21 protein-coding genes and 1 tRNA gene are annotated in these 22,219 nt (G+C 51.8%); 15 read left to right on the forward strand and 7 right to left on the reverse strand.

Features of this window, described 5'->3' with window-relative positions:
* The first annotated feature begins 55 nt into the window (after positions 1-55).
* From HVY19_RS13320 to yejF, 8 genes are all read left to right on the forward strand, one after another.
* The gene (locus HVY19_RS13320; RefSeq protein WP_181681057.1) at positions 56-1,042 is read left to right on the forward strand and encodes a GTP-binding protein; all 987 of its coding nucleotides are present in this window, start codon (positions 56-58) and stop codon (positions 1,040-1,042) included.
* Between the two features lie 38 nt (positions 1,043-1,080).
* Positions 1,081-1,785: a phosphatase PAP2 family protein gene (locus tag HVY19_RS13325; RefSeq protein ID WP_181681058.1), complete on the forward strand. Its 705-nt coding sequence runs from the start codon at positions 1,081-1,083 to the stop codon at positions 1,783-1,785.
* A gap of 423 nt (positions 1,786-2,208) precedes the next feature.
* Positions 2,209-2,778, forward strand: a complete 570-nt coding sequence (mepS, locus tag HVY19_RS13330; protein WP_181681059.1) for a bifunctional murein DD-endopeptidase/murein LD-carboxypeptidase — start codon at positions 2,209-2,211, stop codon at positions 2,776-2,778.
* 189 nt (positions 2,779-2,967) lie between these two features.
* A complete protein-coding gene (locus tag HVY19_RS13335) occupies positions 2,968-4,524 on the forward strand; it encodes a cyclic di-GMP phosphodiesterase (protein WP_181681060.1) in 1,557 nt (518 codons plus the stop codon).
* A gap of 100 nt (positions 4,525-4,624) precedes the next feature.
* A complete protein-coding gene (locus tag HVY19_RS13340; protein WP_181681061.1) occupies positions 4,625-6,439 on the forward strand; it encodes an extracellular solute-binding protein in 1,815 nt (604 codons plus the stop codon).
* Positions 6,440-7,534, forward strand: a complete 1,095-nt coding sequence (locus HVY19_RS13345; RefSeq protein ID WP_181681062.1) for a microcin C ABC transporter permease YejB — start codon at positions 6,440-6,442, stop codon at positions 7,532-7,534.
* On the forward strand, positions 7,534-8,559 hold the full coding sequence (locus HVY19_RS13350) for an ABC transporter permease (RefSeq protein WP_181681063.1): 1,026 nt from the start codon (positions 7,534-7,536) through the stop codon (positions 8,557-8,559). Before HVY19_RS13345 ends, HVY19_RS13350 begins: the two co-directional genes overlap by 1 nt.
* 1 nt (position 8,560) lies before the next feature.
* Positions 8,561-10,150, forward strand: coding sequence for a microcin C ABC transporter ATP-binding protein YejF (gene yejF, locus HVY19_RS13355; protein ID WP_181681064.1), 1,590 nt, complete (start codon positions 8,561-8,563; stop codon positions 10,148-10,150).
* A gap of 3 nt (positions 10,151-10,153) precedes the next feature.
* Here yejF and HVY19_RS13360 read toward each other — a convergent pair whose 3' ends face one another.
* From HVY19_RS13360 to rsuA, 3 genes are all read right to left on the reverse strand, one after another.
* Positions 10,154-10,498, reverse strand: a complete 345-nt coding sequence (locus HVY19_RS13360) for a YejG family protein (protein ID WP_181681065.1) — start codon at positions 10,496-10,498, stop codon at positions 10,154-10,156.
* Between the two features lie 330 nt (positions 10,499-10,828).
* Positions 10,829-12,019: a Bcr/CflA family multidrug efflux MFS transporter gene (locus HVY19_RS13365; protein WP_181681066.1), complete on the reverse strand. Its 1,191-nt coding sequence runs from the start codon at positions 12,017-12,019 to the stop codon at positions 10,829-10,831.
* A gap of 30 nt (positions 12,020-12,049) precedes the next feature.
* Entirely contained in the window at positions 12,050-12,745 is a 696-nt protein-coding gene (rsuA, locus tag HVY19_RS13370; RefSeq protein WP_181681067.1) for a 16S rRNA pseudouridine(516) synthase RsuA, read from the reverse strand.
* Positions 12,746-12,896: 151 nt separating this feature from the next.
* On the opposite strand from rsuA, the gene HVY19_RS13375 reads away from it, so the two are divergent.
* Positions 12,897-14,657: a DEAD/DEAH box helicase gene (locus HVY19_RS13375; RefSeq protein WP_181681068.1), complete on the forward strand. Its 1,761-nt coding sequence runs from the start codon at positions 12,897-12,899 to the stop codon at positions 14,655-14,657.
* Positions 14,658-14,781: 124 nt separating this feature from the next.
* Positions 14,782-15,066 (forward strand): 50S ribosomal protein L25, encoded by a 285-nt coding sequence (gene rplY / locus HVY19_RS13380; RefSeq protein WP_181681069.1) that lies wholly within the window; start codon positions 14,782-14,784, stop codon positions 15,064-15,066.
* Between the two features lie 94 nt (positions 15,067-15,160).
* Here rplY and yejK read toward each other — a convergent pair whose 3' ends face one another.
* Positions 15,161-16,168 carry a nucleoid-associated protein YejK gene (yejK, locus tag HVY19_RS13385; protein WP_181681070.1) on the reverse strand — a complete coding sequence of 336 codons (1,008 nt, stop codon included), beginning with the start codon at positions 16,166-16,168 and terminating at the stop codon, positions 15,161-15,163.
* Positions 16,169-16,348: 180 nt separating this feature from the next.
* Here yejK and HVY19_RS13390 point away from each other — a divergent pair, with 180 nt between their 5' ends.
* The 3 genes from HVY19_RS13390 to HVY19_RS13400 all read left to right on the forward strand — a co-directional run bounded on the left by HVY19_RS13390 (position 16,349) and on the right by HVY19_RS13400 (position 18,518).
* Positions 16,349-16,576, forward strand: a complete 228-nt coding sequence (locus tag HVY19_RS13390; RefSeq protein ID WP_181681071.1) for a YejL family protein — start codon at positions 16,349-16,351, stop codon at positions 16,574-16,576.
* A 31-nt stretch (positions 16,577-16,607) separates the two neighbouring features.
* The gene (gene yejM / locus HVY19_RS13395; RefSeq protein ID WP_181681072.1) at positions 16,608-18,368 is read left to right on the forward strand and encodes an LPS biosynthesis-modulating metalloenzyme YejM; all 1,761 of its coding nucleotides are present in this window, start codon (positions 16,608-16,610) and stop codon (positions 18,366-18,368) included.
* Positions 18,369-18,441: 73 nt separating this feature from the next.
* A tRNA-Pro gene (locus HVY19_RS13400) sits at positions 18,442-18,518 on the forward strand.
* Positions 18,519-18,618: 100 nt separating this feature from the next.
* On the opposite strand, the gene HVY19_RS20700 is transcribed toward HVY19_RS13400, so the two are convergent.
* The gene (locus HVY19_RS20700; RefSeq protein WP_220132927.1) at positions 18,619-19,008 is read right to left on the reverse strand and encodes a S24 family peptidase; all 390 of its coding nucleotides are present in this window, start codon (positions 19,006-19,008) and stop codon (positions 18,619-18,621) included.
* 82 nt (positions 19,009-19,090) lie between these two features.
* Between HVY19_RS20700 and HVY19_RS13405 the strand changes: the two genes are divergently transcribed.
* Positions 19,091-19,330: a DinI family protein gene (locus HVY19_RS13405; RefSeq protein ID WP_104446768.1), complete on the forward strand. Its 240-nt coding sequence runs from the start codon at positions 19,091-19,093 to the stop codon at positions 19,328-19,330.
* A gap of 407 nt (positions 19,331-19,737) precedes the next feature.
* On the opposite strand, the gene HVY19_RS13410 is transcribed toward HVY19_RS13405, so the two are convergent.
* Positions 19,738-20,124 carry a hypothetical protein gene (locus tag HVY19_RS13410; protein WP_090049538.1) on the reverse strand — a complete coding sequence of 129 codons (387 nt, stop codon included), beginning with the start codon at positions 20,122-20,124 and terminating at the stop codon, positions 19,738-19,740.
* Positions 20,125-20,735: 611 nt separating this feature from the next.
* Between HVY19_RS13410 and HVY19_RS13415 the strand changes: the two genes are divergently transcribed.
* Positions 20,736-21,170 (forward strand): tail fiber assembly protein, encoded by a 435-nt coding sequence (locus HVY19_RS13415; protein WP_181681073.1) that lies wholly within the window; start codon positions 20,736-20,738, stop codon positions 21,168-21,170.
* Positions 21,171-21,308: 138 nt separating this feature from the next.
* Here the strand turns inward: HVY19_RS13415 and HVY19_RS13420 are convergent, their stop codons facing one another.
* On the reverse strand, positions 21,309-22,217 hold the full coding sequence (locus tag HVY19_RS13420) for a glycine-rich domain-containing protein (protein ID WP_181681074.1): 909 nt from the start codon (positions 22,215-22,217) through the stop codon (positions 21,309-21,311).
* Between the last annotated feature and the right edge of the window lie 2 nt (positions 22,218-22,219).

The raw sequence follows: 22,219 nt of genomic DNA on the forward strand, positions 1-22,219 counted from the left end.
CGTTTTTTTCGCCAGGATTAATGCATATCGTTACGGCACATAATCTGGAGCAGGCGTGACCAAAACTAACCTTATCACTGGTTTCCTGGGCAGCGGAAAAACCACTTCGATCCTTCATCTGTTAGCACACAAAGATCCGGCAGAAAAATGGGCCGTACTGGTCAATGAGTTCGGCGAGGTCGGGATTGACGGCGCGCTGCTTGCAGACAGCGGCGCACTGTTAAAAGAGATCCCCGGCGGCTGTATGTGCTGCGTTAACGGGCTTCCCATGCAGGTCGGCTTAAATACGCTGTTGCGGCAGGGGAAACCGGATCGCTTACTGATTGAACCCACAGGGCTAGGCCATCCGAAGCAAATTCTCGATCTGCTGACCGCACCGGTATATGAACCGTGGATCGATCTGCGCGCCACCCTCTGCATCCTCGACCCACGTTTACTGCTGGATGAAAAAAGCGTCGCCAATGAAAACTTCCGCGACCAGCTGGCAGCAGCCGATGTGATTATCGCCAATAAAACCGATCGGGCGACGGCAGAAAGCGACCAGGCACTGCAAGACTGGTGGCAACACAACGGCGGCGATCGCCAACTGGTTCACGCCGATCACGGCCAGATTGATGGCCAACTGTTGGATTTGCCACGCCTGAATCTGGCTGAATTGCCCGCCAGCGCGGCACATTCTCACAGCCATCCGCAGAAGAGCGGTCTGGCGGCGCTGAATCTGCCTACACAACAGCGCTGGCGTCGTAGTCTGAACAGCGGTCAGGGGCATCAGGCTTGCGGCTGGATTTTCGATGCCGACACCGTTTTCGACACCATTGGACTGCTGGAGTGGGCAAGACTCGCCCCCGTTGGCCGGGTGAAAGGGGTGATGCGGATTGCGGAGGGTCTGGTACGGATAAATCGTCAGGGGGACGATTTGCATATCGAGACACAAAATGTCTCCCCGCCGGACAGTCGTATTGAGCTGATTTCCAATAGCGAGACGGACTGGAACGCACTACAGAGCGCGTTGTTGAAGCTTCGTTTAGCCGAGCACGCGTAAGGTTTCCCGCGATTCATTGAACAGCGAAATATGTAAATATGAAAACCCGGTGGTCCCTGATACTTCTGTTAAATTTAACAGGCCTGGCCTTGTTCCTGAGCTGGTATATTCCTGCCAGACATGGGCTTTGGTTCCCTGTTGACTCTGCCATCTTTCACTTCTTCAATCAGAAGCTGGTAGAAAGCCGGGCATTCCTTTGGCTGGTCGCGATCACCAATAATCGGGCTTTCGATGGCTGTTCACTGCTGGCGATGGGTTGCCTGATGCTGCATTTTTGGTTGCAAGAGAACCCGCAAGGCCGTCGCCGGATCGTGATGATTGGTCTGGTGATGCTGCTCACTGCCGTTATCCTGAACCAGTTAGGCCAGGCGCTACTGCCGGTAAAACGCGCGAGCCCAACGCTTAGTTTTGACCATGTTAACCGCGTCAGTGAATTGCTGCATATTTCAACAAAAGACGCCTCGAAGGACAGTTTTCCGGGCGACCATGGAATGATGCTACTCATTTTTTCGGCATTTATGTGGCGTTATTTCGGAAAAATCGCAGGTGCCATTGGCCTTATTATTGTTGTGGTTTTCGCTTTTCCGCGCGTTGTAATTGGCGCTCATTGGTTCACAGATATCGCGGTGGGTTCATTGACGGTCGTTATGATTGGCTTGCCCTGGTTCCTGTTAACCCCTGTAAGCGATCGGGTTATTATGCTCTTTGAGAATTATCTCCCTGGCAAAAAAAACAAATCATAAACAAATAACCCATAGTTATTAACATTACTGGCGTTTGTATTTTTTAATGACCATTGAAGACCGGGAATACCTTCTTAGCGAAATGGTCACTCTCTGTTCACAAAAATTTACCTTAAAAATGAAAGGATTGGTTATTTTTTGCGCCATTTGCTTTTAAATCAATCAATCCATTAATTCACTATCAACATCATATTTTCATATAATATTTCAGATAAAATCGCTCGCAATAAGGCTTGCAATCGGGTAATCTCAGACTCGTTTTGCCTCGCCATGCAATTATTCTCATAGCGAATAAATTTGTGCGTTCAGCCACACTTTCGCACATAAAGAATTGTCTGATTGTGCGCAGGTAATTAGTCTCGTCACGTTTGGCATTATTTGTAACGATATTTTCGTTAAGGACTTCAAGGGAAAGCAATCAAAATGGTCAAATCTCAACCAATCCTGAGATATATTTTGCGCGGGATCCCCGCGATAGCAGTAGCGGTACTGCTTTCTGCATGTAGCACAACAACCAACACCGCAAAGAATATGCATTCTGAGACGCATGCTGTGGGTAAAGATTCTTCTTCACTGCAAGCCTCTCAGGATGAATTTGAAAAAATGGTTCGTAATATCGACGTTAAATCGCGAATTATGGATCAGTATGCTGACTGGAAAGGCGTGCGCTATCGTCTTGGCGGCGATTCCAAAAAAGGCATTGATTGTTCGAGCTTTGTACAACGTACTTTCCGCGAACAGTTTGGTTTAGAGCTTCCACGCTCAACCTCAGAACAACAAGGTTCGGGTAAATCCGTTTCACGGAGCAACCTGCGGACGGGTGATTTAGTTCTGTTCCGTGCAGGGTCGACGGGCCGACACGTTGGTATCTATATTGGCAACAACCAGTTTGTTCATGCCTCTACCAGCAGCGGTGTCATTATCTCCAGCATGAACGAACCGTACTGGAAAAAGCGCTATAACGAAGCGCGCCGGGTTCTGAGCCGCAGTTAATCGTCAGATTGCTATCCCTTGGCCTGTCCTGACGAGACGAATTATAAAGCATCGCTTCGGCGATGTTTTTTTTTGAGTTAATTTCGTTATCGTATTGGAAAATCATGACTAACCGATCCAATCAGGCTATAGTCTTGTCATTCCTTCAGTTTAGTTTTTAACCGCAACCATAGAGTTAACCCGGGTATCATGTTCACACGCACCTTGCCGACTGGTCGAAAGATCCTGCTTGCCTGCCTGATTACCGGGATTACGGTTGCTATCGTGATCAGCAGCCTACAGTTCTTAATGGCGTGGCATAAGCGGGAAGTGAAATACGACACCCTGATTGCGGATGTCCAGCACTACCTGGTAAACTATTTTGCCGATCTCAAAAGTACCGCCGACCTTCTCCAGCCGATGACCTTAAACACCTGCCAGCAGGTCAACGCAGAGCTGACTTCCCGCGCCGCGTTTAGCCTGAATGTGCGTGCGTTTTTGCTGGTGAAGAATAATAAAGCGTTCTGCTCTTCAGCAACCGGTGGAATGGATACGTTTCTTACCGACCTGGTTCCCAGAATAGATATCCGTAAAGAAATTGATATGACGATCCTGCCCGGTACCCCAATGATGCCCGATAAACCGGCCATGGTGATTTGGTACCGTAATCCTTTAGTGAACAATAGCGGTGTTTTCACCTCGCTGAATATCAACCTCACCCCCTATCTGCTCTATACCGCACGACAGGAGGATTTTGATGGGATTGCCATTATTGTCGGGAATACGGTGCTATCAACATTTTCCGACCACTTGCAGACCGTCGATGAACTGACTGGAACACCAGAACGTGTTGCTAAGGTCGAGGGCGTTCCCCTTACCTTACGCCTGTATGCCAATAACTGGACCTGGCCCGATTTGTGGTATGCACTGCTGTTGGGCGGGATGGGCGGAATCATTGCCGGGCTGCTCTGTTATTACATCATGAGTGTACGCCTTCGGCCGGGTAAGGAGATCGTTAACGGGATCAAGCGCGAGCAGTTTTATGTGGTTTATCAGCCCGTCGTGGATACCCATTCGCTGAGCGTCACCGGGCTGGAGGTGTTGCTACGCTGGAAGCATCCCACTGCGGGTGAAATCCCCCCGGACGCGTTTATTCACTACGCGGAAGCTCAGCAAATGATTGTACCGTTGACTCAACACCTGTTTAAACTCATCGCCCGTGATGCCCATGAACTGCAAAAAGTACTGCCTGTTGGCGCAAAGTTCGGCATCAACATCGCCCCCGATCACCTGCACAGCAGCAGTTTTAAAGACGACGTTCGCCAACTGCTCGCCTCGCTGCCGCCGAATCATTTTCAGATCGTGTTAGAAATCACCGAGCGCGATATGCTCAAAGAAGAGGAAGCATCACAACTCTTCGAATGGCTGCATACAGTTGGTTTTGAAATTGCCATTGATGACTTTGGTACCGGACACAGCGCGCTGATTTATCTGGAACGCTATACGCTGGATTATCTGAAAATCGATCGTGGTTTTATTAACGCGATAGGTACGGAAACGGTCACATCACCGGTACTGGATGCGGTGCTTACACTCGCCAGACGCCTCAATATGATGACGGTCGCAGAAGGGGTTGAAACGCCGGAGCAGGCCAAATGGTTGCATGATAAAGGCGTTCGCTACCTTCAGGGATACTGGGTAAGCCGTCCCTTACCTCTCAATGAGTTTGTCCGCTGGGTCACAAAACCGCATTCGCTACAATGGTAAGTCCGAAGTGCAAGGATTCACAATACGCGTCGCCTGACCTATGATGCAGGATAGAGACTGCCCTGCTTGCAGGTAATCAATTTAAGGACTCCCCTTGCAGATGATTGTTCGCGTATTGCTGCTGTTTATCATGCTGATGAGCTTCGGCATCCAGGCACAGGCTATCAAAGAGAGCTACGCTTTTGCCGTTCTGGGAGAACCCCGGTACGCCTTCAATTTTGATCATTTCGATTACGCCAACCCCGCCGCCCCCAAAGGCGGCCAGATCACCCTTTCGGCTAACGGTACCTTTGATAACTTCAACCGCTATGCCTTGCGCGGTAACCCTGGCGTACGCACCGAGCAACTTTACGACACCTTATTCACCACGTCAGATGATGAACCCGCGAGTTACTACCCACTTATCGCAGAGAGTGCCCGCTATGCAGACGACTATTCGTGGGTGGAAGTGACGATTAATCCTCACGCCCGCTTTCACGATGGCTCCCCGATCACCGCGAAAGATGTGGCCTTTACCTTTCATAAATTCATGACCGAAGGGGTTCCACAATTTCGTCTGGTATTCAAAGGCACCACGGTAAAAGCGATTGCCCCGCTGACCGTGCGGATGGAATTAGCCAAACCCGGTAAAGAGGACATGCTCAGTCTGTTCACGTTGCCCGTGATGCCGGAAGCATTCTGGAAGGATCATAAGCTCAGCGATCCCCTTTCAAAGCCGCCGCTAAGCAGCGGTCCATATCGCATCAGTCAGTGGAAAATGGGCCAGTACATTGTCTATTCACGGGTGAAGGATTACTGGGCGGCGAATCTGCCGGTGAATCGCGGGCGCTGGAATTTCGATACCATTCGCTACGACTACTATCTCGACGATAACGTCGCCTTTGAAGCATTTAAAGCCGGTGCGTTTGATGTACGCCTGGAAAGTGATGCCAAAAACTGGGCAACGCGCTATATCGGTAAAAGCTTTGATAATCAGTATATTGTCAAAGACGAACAGAAAAATGAGTCGGCGCAGGATACGCGGTGGCTGGCCTTTAATATCCAGCGCCCGGTGTTCAATGACCGACGCGTTCGGGAAGCGGTCACCCTGGCCTTTGACTTTGAGTGGATGAATAAGGCGCTGTTTTATAACGCCTGGAGTCGGACCAATAGCTATTTCCAGAATACCGAGTATGCCGCAAGGGACTATCCGGACGCGGCAGAGCTGGTTCTGCTTGCACCGTTGAAAAAAGCGCTGCCAGCAGAAGTCTTTAGCCAAATTTATCAGCCGCCGGTATCCAAAGGCGACGGTTACGATCGGGACAACTTGTTAAAAGCGGATAAGCTACTAAAAGACGCAGGCTGGGAACTGAAAGGCCAGCAGCGCATCAATACGGCCACCGGCAAACCGCTCCGCTTTGAACTGCTGCTGCCTTCAGGTGGTAACAGCCAGTGGGTTTTACCGTTCCAGCATAATCTTCAGCGGCTGGGTATTACGATGGACATCCGCCAGATTGATAACTCACAGTTTACCAACCGTAAACGCAGCCGTGATTATGACATGATGCCAACGCTGTGGCGCGCAACGCCCTGGCCGAGCTCCGATCTACAAATCCCCTGGTCTTCCGAATATATTGATTCAAGCTATAACGCCCCGGGGGTTAAAAGCCCGGTTGTTGATAATCTCATCAACCAGATCATCGCCGCTCAGGGCAATAAAGATAAACTGCTTCCACTTGGACGCGCGCTGGACAGAGTGCTAACCTGGAATTACTACATGTTGCCGATGTGGTACATGGCCGAAGATCGTCTGGCGTGGTGGGATAAATTCTCCCGCCCGACGATTCGCCCCACGTATACCATTGGCCTGGATAGCTGGTGGTATGACGTGAATCGGGCGGCAAAACTTCCTGCAGCCAGACGACAGGGAGAATAGATGGGCGCTTATCTCATACGCCGTTTGTTGCTGATTATCCCAACGCTGTGGGCCATCATCACTATCAACTTTTTTATTGTGCAAATTGCCCCTGGCGGCCCGGTCGATCAGGCGATTGCCGCCATCGAATTTGGTCAGACCAGCATTCTGCCTGGCAGCGGTAACGAAGGCGTACGCCCCAGCCACGCGCAAACCGGCGTGGGTAATATCAGTGACAGCCAGTATCGTGGCGGACGTGGCCTTGATCCGGAAGTGATCGCAGAAATCACTCAACGCTACGGCTTCGATAAACCGCTACACGAACGTTATTTCACCATGCTGTGGAATTATGTGCGCTTCGACTTTGGCGACAGCCTGTTTCGTAGCGCCTCGGTGCTAACGCTCATTAAAGACAGCTTGCCGGTGTCCATTACGCTGGGGCTATGGAGCACGTTGATTATCTATCTGGTGTCGATCCCCCTTGGGATCCGTAAGGCGGTACATAACGGGAGCCGGTTCGATGTCTGGAGTAGCGCATTCATCATTATTGGCTATGCCATTCCCGCGTTTTTATTTGCGATTTTACTGATCGTCTTCTTTGCCGGCGGCAGCTATTACGACATCTTCCCGCTGCGTGGTCTGATCTCAGCAAATTTTGACAGCCTGCCCTGGTATCAGAAGATAACCGATTATCTCTGGCACATTACTCTGCCGGTGCTGGCGACGGTCATTGGCGGCTTTGCGGCGTTAACCATGCTGACCAAAAACGCATTTCTTGATGAAGTACGCAAACAGTACGTCGTTACCGCTCGCGCAAAAGGGGTGAGTGAAAAGAACATCCTGTGGAAACATGTGTTTCGCAACGCCATGCTGCTGGTGATTGCCGGGTTCCCCGCCACCTTTATCAGCATGTTTTTTACGGGTTCACTGCTGATCGAAGTGATGTTTTCCCTTAATGGCCTGGGGTTGCTCGGTTATGAGGCCACCGTGTCGCGTGACTATCCGGTAATGTTTGGCACACTCTACATCTTCACCCTGATTGGCCTGCTGCTGAATATCCTCAGCGATATCAGCTATACGCTGGTCGATCCGCGAATTGACTTTGAGGGACGCTAATGGCGCCGTTAAGCCCCGTTAATCAGGCCCGCTGGGCGCGCTTTCGCCATAATCGCCGTGGCTATTGGTCGCTGTGGATCTTTCTCATTCTGTTCGGTCTGAGCTTATGTTCTGAGCTTATCGCCAATGATAAACCCCTGCTGGTACGCTATGACGGAAACTGGTATTTCCCCCTGGTCAAAAACTACAGTGAAAGTGATTTTGGCGGCCCGCTGGCAACGAAAGCGGACTATCAGGATCCCTGGCTGAAACAGCAACTGGAATCCAGCGGCTGGATCCTTTGGGCGCCCGTTCGCTTTGGCGCGAATAGCATTAACTTCGCATCCGATCGCCCCTTCCCTTCCCCACCTTCTGCGCAAAACTGGCTGGGTACCGATGCCAACGGCGGCGACGTGCTGGCGCGAATTCTTTATGGCACCCGCATCTCGATCCTCTTCGGCCTGATGCTGACCTTATGTTCAAGCGTGATGGGAGTTATGGCCGGGGCGCTACAGGGCTATTACGGCGGTAAAGTGGATCTATGGGGGCAACGATTCATTGAAGTCTGGTCCGGAATGCCGACGCTGTTTCTGATCATCCTGCTTTCAAGTATTGTGCAGCCCAACTTCTGGTGGCTGCTCGCCATTACAGTGCTGTTCGGCTGGATGAGTCTGGTGGGCGTGGTGCGTGCGGAGTTTTTACGCACCCGAAATTTTGACTATATCCGTGCCGCGCAGGCGCTCGGCGTCAGCGATCGCAGCATTATTTTTCGCCATATGCTGCCAAACGCCATGGTGGCGACGCTGACCTTCTTACCGTTTATTTTATGTAGTTCCATCACCACCCTGACGTCACTGGACTTTCTCGGCTTCGGTCTGCCGCTGGGTTCTCCCTCGTTAGGCGAACTGCTTCTGCAAGGCAAAAATAACCTACAGGCGCCGTGGCTGGGAATTACCGCCTTTTTCTCCGTTGCCGTGCTGCTTTCGCTGCTGATCTTTATCGGCGAGGCCGTCCGTGACGCATTCGATCCCAACAAGGCGGTATAAGATGTCGCAGCCGTTGCTCGCTATTGATAATTTAACCCTCGGTTTTCGCAAGCAGGATACCGTCCGTACCGTGGTTAATGATGTCTCATTGCGCGTAGAGGCGGGAGAAACGCTGGCGCTGGTGGGAGAATCCGGTTCGGGCAAAAGCGTCACGGCGCTCTCCGTCCTGCGTCTACTGCCAACGCCACCAGCAGTCTATCTCGGCGGCGATATTCGGTTTCACGGTGAGTCGTTATTGCACGCCAGTGAACAGACCCTGCGCGGCGTTCGGGGCAACAGGATCGCCATGATTTTCCAGGAACCGATGGTGTCGCTGAACCCGCTGCATAACCTGGAAAAACAGCTCTATGAAGTGCTTTCTCTGCACCGGGGAATGCGGCGGGAAGCGGCTCGCGCCGAAATATTAACCTGCCTTGACCGCGTCGGGATCCGCCAGGCGGCAAAACGCCTCGGTGATTACCCCCATCAGCTTTCCGGCGGCGAGCGCCAGCGTGTAATGATTGCGATGGCGCTACTGACAAAGCCGGAACTGCTGATCGCGGATGAACCCACCACGGCGCTGGACGTTTCCGTACAGGCGCAAATCCTGCTTCTGCTGCGTGAGCTTCAGCGCGAGCTGAACATGGGGATGCTGTTCATCACTCATAACCTCAGTATTGTAAAAAAACTCGCGGACAGTATCGCGGTCATGCAGCACGGGCGCTGCGTTGAGCAAAACCTCGCCGCGCCGCTGTTGAACGCGCCAAAGCACCCTTACACGCAGAAATTGCTGAACAGTGAGCCGGCGGGCGACCCCGTGCCGCTGCCCGAGGCGCAATCCCCTTTGCTGAAAGTCAGCGACCTGCGCGTCTCCTTCCCGGTTCGTAAAGGCATTCTCCGGCGTGTAGTGGCAAGTAATGACGTGGTGAAAGGGCTCAGCTTCAGTCTGCAACCCGGCGAGACCCTGGGACTGGTGGGAGAGTCAGGCTCGGGAAAAAGTACCACAGGGCTGGCGCTGCTGCGTTTAATTACCTCGCAGGGAAGCATCGAGTTTGACGGTCAGCAGTTGCAATTCCTCAACCGCCGCCAGCTTCTGCCGGTTCGTCACCGTATTCAGGTAGTTTTTCAGGACCCAAACTCATCGCTGAATCCGCGGCTGAGCGTTTTACAGATTATTGAAGAGGGGTTGCGCGTCCATCAGCCCACGCTCTCCGCAGAGCAACGCGAGCAGCAGGTTATCGCTGTCATGAAGGAAGTGGGACTGGATGCACAGACACGACATCGCTACCCGGCAGAGTTTTCTGGCGGCCAACGCCAGCGTATCGCCATCGCCAGGGCATTGATTCTGCAGCCATCGCTGATCGTACTTGATGAGCCGACCTCTTCGCTTGACCGAACGATACAGGCGCAAATTCTCGCTCTGTTAAAATCACTACAGCTGAAACATCGCCTGGCTTACATTTTTATAAGCCACGATCTGCACGTGGTACGTGCGTTATGCCATCAGGTGATTGTGTTAAGGCAGGGTGAGGTCGTCGAGCAGGGGCTATGCGGCCAGGTTTTCAGCGCACCGCAGCAGGCGTATACGCGTCAACTTCTCGCGCTAAGTTGACGCTTAAATCGGGTTGCTATTGGAAAACGGCTCGGCAATCGCGACACCAAAGTTCTTCAGGCGACAGGTGGCAGCAAATTCGTCCTGACGATTGACGAACAGGCAGGGCTCACCGTCACACTCCAGCACCGAGCATTGCACCTGGATATCACCCAGCGCCTGGCTCAGTTTGTGCATGATAAGCCACGCGCTGTCACCGGCAGGGCTCAGCAATTTAAGCGCCACCAGACTGTTTTCTCCGCCCTGGCCATTTTGCGGAATCGGTTCAACTTTCAGACCTGCCAAACCCGTAGACCACCTATAGCACTGTGGCAGACGATGTACGATTGAGAGCGGTAATGTAGTCACTTTCTTTCCCCGGAAGTACAAGCACTTCACAATTTATTTACATCAATATTAACACATCATTGACAACCCGTCCTTAAACAGATTAACAATGTGCGTCCCTGCCCCGCGCGGTCTGTATGACCTTTGTTAAAATAATGTAATCATGCGAGACATCTATGCGGGCTATATGTACCCCTTTCTGCGATCTAACTCAACCTTTTTGAATACAATGATGTGACTATTTACATAAATCGATTTTACATAATGTAAACATACGTCGGGGAATTGATAGGCTGGTCGTTGATGTATATCAACAAAGGAAGCCGAGCGGCTTCCAGGTTGTGTATTTGATCACCGTTTTTTCGGACGGCTTGCATAGAGATAAAATAAAATCGAACATGTCGCACAAAAAGCAATCGACCAGATCATGGGCCAGGCCGAGTTAAACGTCGCTAACGAGAGCAGCGCCCCCACTATCGCGCCAATGCCAAAACGGAATGTACCCGCCAGCGACGAAGCGGTTCCTGCCATATGGGGGAACTCGTCTAGAATGACCGCCATTGCATTGGATGAGATCATCGAGACGCAGCCGACAAACACAGCAACGCCAAGCACCAGAGCCCAAAATCCCACGCCGAATACCGCGCTGAGTACCATCCATATCGCCATAACGAACTGGATCCACAGGCCGGTGCGGAACATTCTCAGCGCGCCAATGCGCCGCACAAAGCGGCTGTTGATAATCGTCATGATGAATAGAAAGACGATATTCAGAGCGAAGTAGTAGCCAAAATGCTGCGGTGAAACGTGGTTGATCTCGATATATACGAAGGGACCCGCACTCAGAAACGAGAACATCCCGGCAAAGCTAAAACCACTCGCCAGCATATAGCTGAGCACCCGCTTATGGCGAAACAGCGAGGCAAAGTTACCGATGGTGGTGCGAATGTGAAATGGCTGTCGCTTCTCTACAGGCAGCGTTTCTTTAATGAGCATCGCGATCATCACCGACGCCAGAATCGCCGCCAGTGCGAGGATCCAGAAAATATAGTGCCAGCTCAGCCACACCAGCACCCAGCCGCCGACGATGGGCGCCATCAGCGGCGCGATAGTGGTAACCAGCATGACAAAGGACATCATGCGGGAGAACTCTTCCTTCGGGTAGATATCGCGCATTAACGCATTTATCACGACGCTGGCCGCCGCCGCCGCGAGCCCGTGAAAGAAGCGCATCACGATCAGTTGATCAATGGTTTGTGCCAGCGCACAGGCCACCGCCGCAGCAGCAAATATCAGCGTTCCGCCGAGGATGACAGGCTTACGCCCGAGGCTGTCCGCCATTGGCCCATAGAGTAACTGCCCGACGGCAAAACCCAGAATATAAGTACTGAGCGTCATCTGCGCACTGCCTGCCGGCACACCAAACTGATCGGAGATCACCGGTAGCGCCGGCAGATACATATCGATCGACAGCGGCATCAGCATGGCCAACAGGCCGAGAATAAAGACAATGGCAAAAGATGAGTGCTGCCGGGTGGTCACAAATAAGCTCCTGAATTTAGCCAGCCAGTTTTAACTTACGCTGGCAATTTCTTCTTCGGTCAGTGGGCGGTATTCACCCGGATCGAGATCCACATCCAGCGTAATACCGCCGATGCGTTCACGGTGCAGTTCCACTACATGGTTCCCTACCGCCGCGAACATACGCTTCACCTGGTGATAGCGCCCTTCGCTAATAGTCAGACGCACCTGATTGGGCGTGATCACTTCCAGCACCGCCGGCCTGGTGAGATCTTTCTCGTTATGCAGCTGTACGCCTTTGGCGAACTGTGCAGCGGTGTCATCCGCAACCGGAGACTCCAGCGTAACCAGATAGGTTTTTTCACAATGATGGCGCGGCGAGGTGATCCGATGCGACCACTGACCGTCGTCGGTCATCAGAACCAGACCGGTAGTGTCGATATCCAGACGCCCCGCAGCGTGTAACTTATGGGCGACAGGCTCATCAAGAAAATAGAGCACCGTAGGGTGATCGGGATCGTCCGTTGAGCACACATAGCCCTGCGGCTTGTTAAGCATGAAGTAACGAGGACCATTTTGCTGAACCAGCGTATTACCGTCGTATTCGACATCGTGTTCTGGCAGCAGTTTGAACGCGGTATTTTTGACGATTTCACCATCCACGGTAACACGGCTACTGCGGATTTCACGCCCGGCAATAGCGCGGCTGACGCCGAGTTGCTGAGCGATAAATTTATCAAGTCGCATGAGATTGAATTTGCCTGTAAAAATACGGGAATCGGGCAGCATGCCCGAAAAGTGGAGCCATTATCTGCCCAGTATAGCGGGCTAACAACATCCCTCAAGGGAAAACGATTCGTGGCATACTATACCCGAGTTCGTTATGCATTGTGAGATCATGATTTTTACACTACGCCCTTACCAGCAAGAAGCCGTGGACGCCACGCTTAACCATTTTCGTCACCACCGCACGCCTGCGGTGATTGTCCTGCCCACCGGGGCCGGAAAAAGTCTGGTGATTGCCGAACTGGCGCGCGTCGCCAGGGGGCGCGTGCTGGTACTGGCGCATGTTAAAGAGCTGGTTGCACAGAACCATGCGAAATACTGCGCACTCGGACTGGGGGCTGATATTTTCGCCGCCGGGCTCAAGCGTAAAGAAAGCCACGGAAAAGTGGTGTTTGGCAGCGTTCAGTCCGTGGCGCGCAATCTGGACGCCTTTCAAAGCGAGTTCTCACTGCTGATTGTCGATGAATGCCATCGCATCGGCGATGACGAGGAAAGCCAGTATCAGCAAATCCTCAACCACCTGAGCAGTGTTAATCCGCAGATCCGTCTGCTGGGGCTGACCGCGACCCCGTTTCGTCTGGGGAAGGGCTGGATTTATCATTTCCACTATCACGGAATGGTACGCGGAGACGAAAAGGCGCTCTTTCGCGACTGTATTTATGAGTTACCGTTGCGCTATATGATTAAACACGGCTACCTCACGCCGCCGGAGCGTCTCGACATGCCTGTCGTGCAGTACGACTTCAGCCGTTTGCAGGCGCAGAGCAACGGTCTGTTCAGCGAAGCCGATCTAAACCGGGAGCTAAAAAAACAGCAGCGCGTTACGCCGCACATCATTAGCCAGATTGTGGAATTCGCCCAGAGCCGCAAAGGGGTGATGATTTTCGCCGCGACGGTTGAACACGCCAGGGAAATTGTTGGGCTGCTGCCCGCCGACGATGCCGCGCTGATTACCGGCGATACGCCCGGCGCTGAACGCGACGATCTGATCGAGGCCTTTAAAGCACAGCGCTTTCGCTATCTGGTCAACGTTTCCGTCTTAACCACCGGCTTTGACGCCCCGCACGTTGATCTCATTGCCATTTTGCGCCCCACCGAATCGGTCAGCCTGTACCAACAAATTGTTGGACGCGGTCTGCGTCTTGCGCCGGGGAAGACCGACTGCCTGATCCTGGATTACGCGGGCAACCCGCACGATCTTTTTTCACCAGAAGTGGGAAGTCCGAAAGGCAAAAGTGACAACGTGCCCGTCCAGGTATTCTGCCCTTCCTGTGGCTTCGCCAACACCTTCTGGGGCAAAACCACCGCAGACGGCACGCTCATTGAGCATTTTGGCCGCCGCTGCCAGGGCTGGTTTGAAGATGATGACGGGCACCGCGAACAGTGCGACTTTCGCTTTCGCTTTAAAAACTGTCCGCAGTGTAACGCCGAGAACGACATTGCCGCTCGCCGCTGCCGCGAGTGTGACACCATTCTGGTCGATCCTGACGACATGCTGAAAGCAGCGCTGAAGTTGAAAGACGCACTGGTGCTCCGCTGTAGCGGCATGACGATGCAGCACGGCCATGATGAGAAAGGCGAGTGGCTGAAAATTACCTATTACGACGAAGACGGGGCGGACGTTAGCGAGCGCTTCCGTTTACAAACGCCCGCTCAGCGCACCGCGTTTGAACAGCTGTTTATTCGCCCGCATACCCGCACACCGGGTGTACCGCTTCGCTGGATTACGGCGGCGGATATCCTTGCGCAAGAGCCGCTGTTACGCCACCCGGATTTTGTTGTCGCCCGCATGAAAGGCCAGTACTGGCAGGTGCGCGAGAAAGTTTTTGACTACGAAGGGCGTTTCCGCCGGGCACATGAATTACGCGGATAATCGTACTTTTGATTGATGTGACGGGCGTTTGAGTATAGAATCTCGCCCGCTTTTGCATACGCAAAGCAGATCACTTACCTGTTGCTGGGTCGCCTGTAGCAGGAATTATAAAAGAGAGATTTAAATGTTTACTATCAACGCTGAAGTACGTAAAGAGCAGGGTAAGGGTGCGAGCCGCCGCCTGCGTGCCGCTAACAAGTTCCCGGCAATCATCTACGGTGGCAAAGAAGCCCCGATTGCTATCGAACTGGATCACGACCTGATCATGAACATGCAAGCTAAAGAAGGTTTCTATAGCGAAGTTCTGACTATCGTTGTTGACGGTAAAGAAGTAAAAGTTAAAGCTCAGGCTGTACAGCGTCACGCGTTCAAGCCGAAGCTGACTCACATCGACTTCGTTCGCGCGTAATCGCCAACACGTCGAAAAAAAACCCGCTTCGGCGGGTTTTTTTATGGTCTGACAAGGCTGCCTGATCAGCGTAGCGCCATCAGGCTTTATTCTCTTACTTCCCGCCCGAAGTGCGACGCTGCAACTGATCGCGCAGATTCGGCGGCGTACCCTTAATGGTTAACGTATCGGTGGCCGGGTCCCAGAAAATACGTTCGCCTAACAGCATCGCATCGAAGTTAATGGTTAACCCTCCGCCGCTTCCGGCATATTTGGTTAACTGCCTCAGCGTGCTGCGATCGGCCGGGAAACTCTCTTCCAGCTCGTAACCCTTCTCGGCGGTAAATTCGCTAAAACTCACTTCACTGACGCCGGAAAGCTCTTTGGACAACGACTCCAGTTCGATCTCTTCGCCAGCCTGCAACTGCTCGTTGCAGTAGCTGTATACCTGCTGGCGGACGTTCTGGCGCTCTGCTTTATCGAGCTGCGCCTCAGCGGTAAAGTCATCGACGGCCTGCAACAGCCCTCGGTTTTGCGCTTTAGCGTTCAGGCCTTCGCTGGCCCCCAGGAAATCCATAAAGAAATCGGCGACTTTGCGCCCTACCCGCCCTTTCAGGAAGGTCAGATAGCGGGTGGACTCCGGGTTGGTTTCCCACTCGGTCAGGTCGATACGCGCCACAATATCCGCATGATTGATATCCAGATAGTGTGTCGGGTTGATATCCAGGTTTTCGTTGACGCGCATGCTGCTCAGGTTGTTGAGCACCGTCACCATCAAATATTCTACCGCCAGATAACGGTAGTGGCAGAAGAGCACAATGCCGCCTTCGGCAAAGGGATATTTCGCCAGCTCGTCACGCAGACGACCGGTCGCCGCCCGACTAAAGGCCAGAAAATCCTCTTCCCCCTGACGCTGCAAGCGCAGCGCCTGCGCCAGCTCACTCTCTTCGTTGAACAGGCCATAGGCTTTATTTTTCGCGCTGTAGACGCGATGTAGTTCAGCCATCATATCGACAACGGTATTTGTGGGTTCCAGCAATGAATCGCGCAACACCAGCTCAAGATTTTGCTCATCGCGCTTGATAAGCTGATGCAGGGCAATCTGGTTGATATCCAGACTCATGATAAACTCTCCTTAAAGACCGGGCGGTATTCAACCACCACCCGCGAAGCGACGCAACAGAAGTTACACCGCCGTTTTGCTTATGACCTGTAACGCGAATTATTTACGGATAAAAATGCGGAAAAAAAACTGCTGCTACGGTAATATATTGCCCTTTCATGAATAAACTGATGTCGATTTATGCCACAAGTCTCCCGCTATAGTGATGAAACCGTTGAACAACTGCTCACCGAGATGCTCAACGTACTGGAAAAACATAAGGCTCCGACTGATCTTTCCCTGATGGTACTGGGCAATATGGTCACTAACCTTATCAACACCAGCATTGCCCCGGCCCAGCGCCAGGCGATTGCAAACTCTTTTGCTCGCGCATTGCAGTCCTCGGTTAACGACGACAAAGCGCATTAACAGCCGATTTCGGGGAAACGAACGACTCGTTATGGTAACTCATCGTCAGCGCTACCGTGAAAAAGTCTCCCAGATGGTTAGTTGGGGACATTGGTTTGCACTGTTCAACATTCTGCTGGCCATTGTGCTCGGCAGCCGTTACCTGTTTGTCGCCGACTGGCCGACAACGCTGACCGGTCGCGTTTACTCCTATCTGAGCATTGTCGGGCATTTCAGCTTTCTGGTGTTTGCGACCTATCTGCTGATTTTGTTCCCGCTGACGTTTATCGTCATGTCCCAGCGACTGATGCGTTTCCTGTCCGCCATTCTGGCGACGGCGGGAATGACGCTGTTGCTGATCGACAGCGAAGTCTTTACCCGCTTCCATTTGCATCTCAATCCTATCGTCTGGGAACTGGTCATTAACCCGGACCAGAACGAAATGGCGCGTGACTGGCAACTGATGTTTATCAGCGTGCCGGTTATCCTGCTGATTGAAATGCTTTTTGCCACCTGGAGCTGGCAAAAGCTGCGTAGCCTCACGCGTCGCCGCCATTTTGCCAAGCCGCTGGCGGCCTTCTTCTTTGTCTCGTTTATCGCCACGCATGTGATTTACATTTGGGCAGACGCCAATTTCTATCGCCCGATCACCATGCAACGCGCCAACCTGCCGCTCTCTTACCCGATGACGGCACGCCGTTTTCTCGAAAAACACGGTCTGCTGGATGCGCAGGAGTATCAGCGTCGTCTGGTTGAACAAGGCAATCCGGAGGCGGTTTCTGTTCAGTATCCGCTTAGCAGCCTGCGCTACCGTGATATGGGTACCGGGCAAAACGTGCTGCTGATTACCGTGGATGGACTGAACTATTCACGCTATGAAAAACAAATGCCCGCCCTCGCCGGATTTGCGCAGCAAAACACCGCCTTCACAAACCATATGAGTTCTGGCAATACCACCGATAACGGTATTTTTGGCCTGTTCTACGGCGTGTCGCCGAGCTATATGGACGGTATTCTCTCCACCAGAACGCCTGCGGCCCTGATTTCCGCGCTGAACCAGCAAGGCTATCAGTTGGGGCTGTTCTCGTCCGATGGCTTTACCAGTCCGCTGTATCGTCAGGCACTGTTGTCAGACTTCTCCATGCCAAACGTGCAAACGCAGTCGGACGAGCAGACCGCCAGCCAGTGGATTAACTGGTTAGGGCGTTACGCGCAGGAAGATAACCGCTGGTTCTCATGGGTTTCGTTTAACGGCACCAATCTCGACGACAGTATCCAGAAGAACTTCTCCCGCCGCTACGCGCGTGCCGCCGGTGACGTTGACGATCAGATTAACCGCGTACTCGGCGCGTTACGCGAGTCCGGTAAGCTCGACAACACCGTGGTGATTATCACTGCAGGGCGCGGTATCCCGTTAAGCGATGAAGAGAAAAACTTCGACTGGTCCCGCGGACACTTACAGGTTCCATTAATCATCCACTGGCCGGGAACGCCAGCACAGCAGATTAACAGCCTGACCGACCATACTGACGTGATGACCACGCTAATGCAGCGATTGCTACATGTCAGCACGCCTGCAAACGAGTATTCGCAGGGGCAGGATCTGTTCAACGCGACGCGTCGCCACTACTGGGTAACGGCTGCGGATGGCAACACGCTGGCGATCACGACCCCGGAAATGACGCTGGTGTTAAACAGCAATGGTAAATATCAGACATATGATTTACGCGGCGAGAAGATTAAAGATCAGAAACCGCAACTGAGTTTGCTGTTGCAGGTCCTGACCGATGAGAAACGTTTTATTGCTAACTGATTTATTATTAGTCAGTTAGCAGGTCGTCCCCTTGCATTCGGTGTGGAAAGCGGTAGTATTAGCACCCACAAGTCGGCACGTAGCGCAGCCTGGTAGCGCACCGTCATGGGGTGTCGGGGGTCGGAGGTTCAAATCCTCTCGTGCCGACCAAAATACTCCTTAAAAACCAGCCTTTTACGGCTGGTTTTTTTATGCCTGAAATTTGTACGGGGTGAAACTGGGGTGAAATGGGGGTGAAACCACCGTCATATTAGATGACAGGGCAGCTATCAAACTCTCCCGATCGTGCATCATTGATGATGTAAGTGATCACCCCAAATACTGGCGAAGTCACATTGTAGTCCCCCTCTGCTCCTGGTATTTCTTCTCGCCTACCGTTCTCCAGATTCACTAGGTGTGGCCTCGGGTGTGAGCGGAAGCGTTTTATCTTTAGCTCACCATCTAACCTACAGATGAGCAGAGAGCCATCGCAAGGTATCAGGGAGCTATCTACCACTAGCAAGGCACCATTCATGATGCCTTCTCTCCAGTATGTCTGCCCTGCTCTCATGAAGTATGTAGCTGATGGATGCTCAATAAATTTCTCGTCTAGCGATATGTGGCGCTCAACGTAGTCCGCTGCCGGAGAAGGGAAGCCCATAGTTACCTCTATCTACTATTGACACTGGATAAAAACACAGTATATATACTGTATATCCAACCAGTAAAGGGAGAAGGTAAAAATGTTTGTTGAGCTGGTTTATGACAAGAGAAACGTTGCCGGGTTGCCAGGTGCAAGTAACATCATTCTGGCCGAATTGACGAAGCGGGTGCACCGGATTTTTCCTGATGCTGAGGTGAGGGTGAAGCCAATGCAGGCTAACGCCTTAAACAGCGACTGCACCAAAACTGAGAAAGAACGGCTGAACCGCATGCTGGAAGAAATGTTTGAAGAATCTGATATGTGGCTGGTTTCAGAATAAGAGCATTGTTTTGTCATATTGCATATGTAGGAACCGCACCGGCGGGCAATCATTCAATACTCGCACGATCGAACGATCGCCAGCCAGCCGCAACCGTAGTCTTGCATACGGTGTGGTTGCGGCAACTTATTCCTTTAACACCGCAATTTCTGGCTTAAACTAAATAATGAACATTCCACCTCAATAAATGTCTAAGAAAGGAATCCTATGACTAAAAAGAAGCCTTATGATCACCAATCTGATATTAGTATTATCCATAACTGCCATTTCCCTGTGTGTAATAACGTTTGCATTAATTAAAATTGGAATTGGATTATCAAACAATCCAGATAAAAGCGATAGCTAAGCACTTGTATGGGCCAACCGCCCCCGTTCTTCCATACGGTGCGGTTGCGGCACCATGTGTGTTATGCGCATTTACTGGTCACTATGGTGTCAGTAACACCAGCGGATGCTTTTTTGAGCGCACGATTGAATGCAATAACAGTAACAGGATTTTTCTTCGCTTTAACACGGTTTGAATGGCTCTGGAACACATAAACATCATCAGGATATGCTTCTCTTCGCCTCCTGATTAGGCTCCTCACAGGAGATGGAGCTAACACTCTCACCTCCTTTAATCGCCCTCTCTGTTTGAAAGTAAGCCATTCGCCGGAAAGGTCGCTATAGTGAAGCCTGATTATTCTACCAACCCCTACCGGCAGGTAGTAAAGACAGCCCCATAAATCAGACCAGGTATCACTGATGCTTCTTAGCCTGGCATTTATCACGGCAAATTCATAAAAGGTCAGCACACCCCGTCCTTTTCTCCATTGGTGTAAATATCCTTATAATTATTACGTACCTATTTCAAAGATCCAGTTATTTTAACAGATTGGCTGTACCAGTTGCTCAGCGGTTAACTTTGGTTGTCCTACTCTCCGATCCGACCTTCCGTGCCCGTAACTGCTAAACCGGCACGAATGCGTTCGACAATTAGTGCTCTTTCCACTTAAGTCTTTGTCATCATGACGCGAAAAGAAGAAATATTGTCAAGATGATAAATGGCCGTTATTGCAAAGGTTGGTTTAGGAGATGCGGTTCATCTTGCAAATTTTACATCCGGAGTTAACTGGCGGAGAACGCCTGACGGATACATCGAGCAATGGGGACAATCTGCGGTAGCGAACTCATCAACAGGGATTGCAGTCGCAACATTTCCTGTCCCTTTCCCGACCGAGTGCCTGACAGTGCCTGACAGTTCAAATTGGTGAAGTGACGAATACTCAGACCGGAAATTCGGGCGTGAAATCCTGGGGGGTGAGCCTGGACACTCTTACTAAGACGGGAGTATCAGGGGTTCTGGATGTAACAGGCTCCCCGGCTACTGGTGAGTTTTTCATTTACAGAGCTATCGGGAGATAGAATGAATATTTATAAATGGTCGGCCATTAATAATGCATTTTTCCCCGTCAGTTTGCTTGACAGTTACATGACGGCGGGTTGGAACTTATCTGATGCAATTGACATTCCTGATGATGTTTCAATGGAATATATGGGGGGCCCGCCTGATGGAATGATTCGAGTAGCTGGGGATGACGGGTTACCTGCATGGTCTGAAATCCCTCCAGCAACTCATGAAGAAGAAGTGGCTGCCGCTGAATCGCAAAAACAATTGTTAATTGACCAGGCCAATGCCCACATGAATAGTAAGCAGTGGCCTGGTAAAGCCGCGATTGGACGCCTGACGGGAGACGAACTGGCGCAGTACAATCTGTGGCTGGATTATCTGGACGCACTGGAGTCTATCGACTCCTCCAGCACACCGGATATTAACTGGCCTGCTCCACCTGAGGTGTAAACACCTCACCGTCACAGGTAAAGCCCGGCTGCACAAAGTCCGGGCATTCTACCCAAACCAATAATGGGTGAAAGCGACCAGCAGGATCGATATCCGTTATTTCAACTACAGTGTTGTTCTCTATTCTTGCCCACATATTTACCACCTGATAATAATTACACCGTTTCCACCTTTACCAGCGCGTCCGGCAACTGCCGGTGCGCCCAGCGCGGCTCCGGCACCTCCTCCACCTGGCCCATACGCATCAATTCCGTCATGTGTGGATGTATCAACAGCGCCTTGTCCTCCGGGGCCACCACCGCCACCACCAACGAAACTGGTCGAGAAAGAAGAACCAGGATTTCCTGGGCCAAGTGAAGTATTAAAATCGCCACCGATACCAACGCCGCAGGCTCCACCTGACGGAGTTGCACCGCCAGTCCCGCCTGTTGCTGACAAGATTGAACCGAATGAAGTAGTTCCACCATTAGTACCTGCAATATTGCTGGTTCCCGCCACTGGCGCGATACCACCATTACCAACTGTCAGGGTGACTGACTCTACTTCTGTAAGGTCAGTTAATTTTTCGGCGACACCGCCACCACCGCCACCTCCGCCTCCGGCAGCTCGTCCGCCAGAACCTCCGCCACCAATGACTTTCACGTAGCATTTTCTGCCTTTGCGTAACTCATCAGGCACAACCCAATTCACAACACCGGGAGCAGAAAAAACCACCATGTTTTTATAGCCAAAGGCTGACTCTTCCAAACCAAGGTTTGCGAGAGCCGTTGCAATCGCTTCTGGGCCATCTGATGCAATATCACCAAACGGATTCGAACGACTCAAAAGTAATGAACGAAGTGCGGTTAATAACTGATTGTGTTTCCCTTTATCCAGTTCCTCGCCGGATTCTTCTACCACCGCACAGAGTTCTTCCTGAAGCATGTCAAAATAATCATCGTCAAGATCGGTTGCCGGGGTTCCTGTCTGGGGGTTCCCTCGGGTAAAGCCGTTCTTGCCCGCGCCGAATTTATCTTTCTGCGCAGTTACTGTATCTATACGGTGCATGG

It is taken from the genome of Citrobacter sp. RHB25-C09, from assembly GCF_013836145.1.
Taxonomy (GTDB): domain Bacteria; phylum Pseudomonadota; class Gammaproteobacteria; order Enterobacterales; family Enterobacteriaceae; genus Citrobacter_A.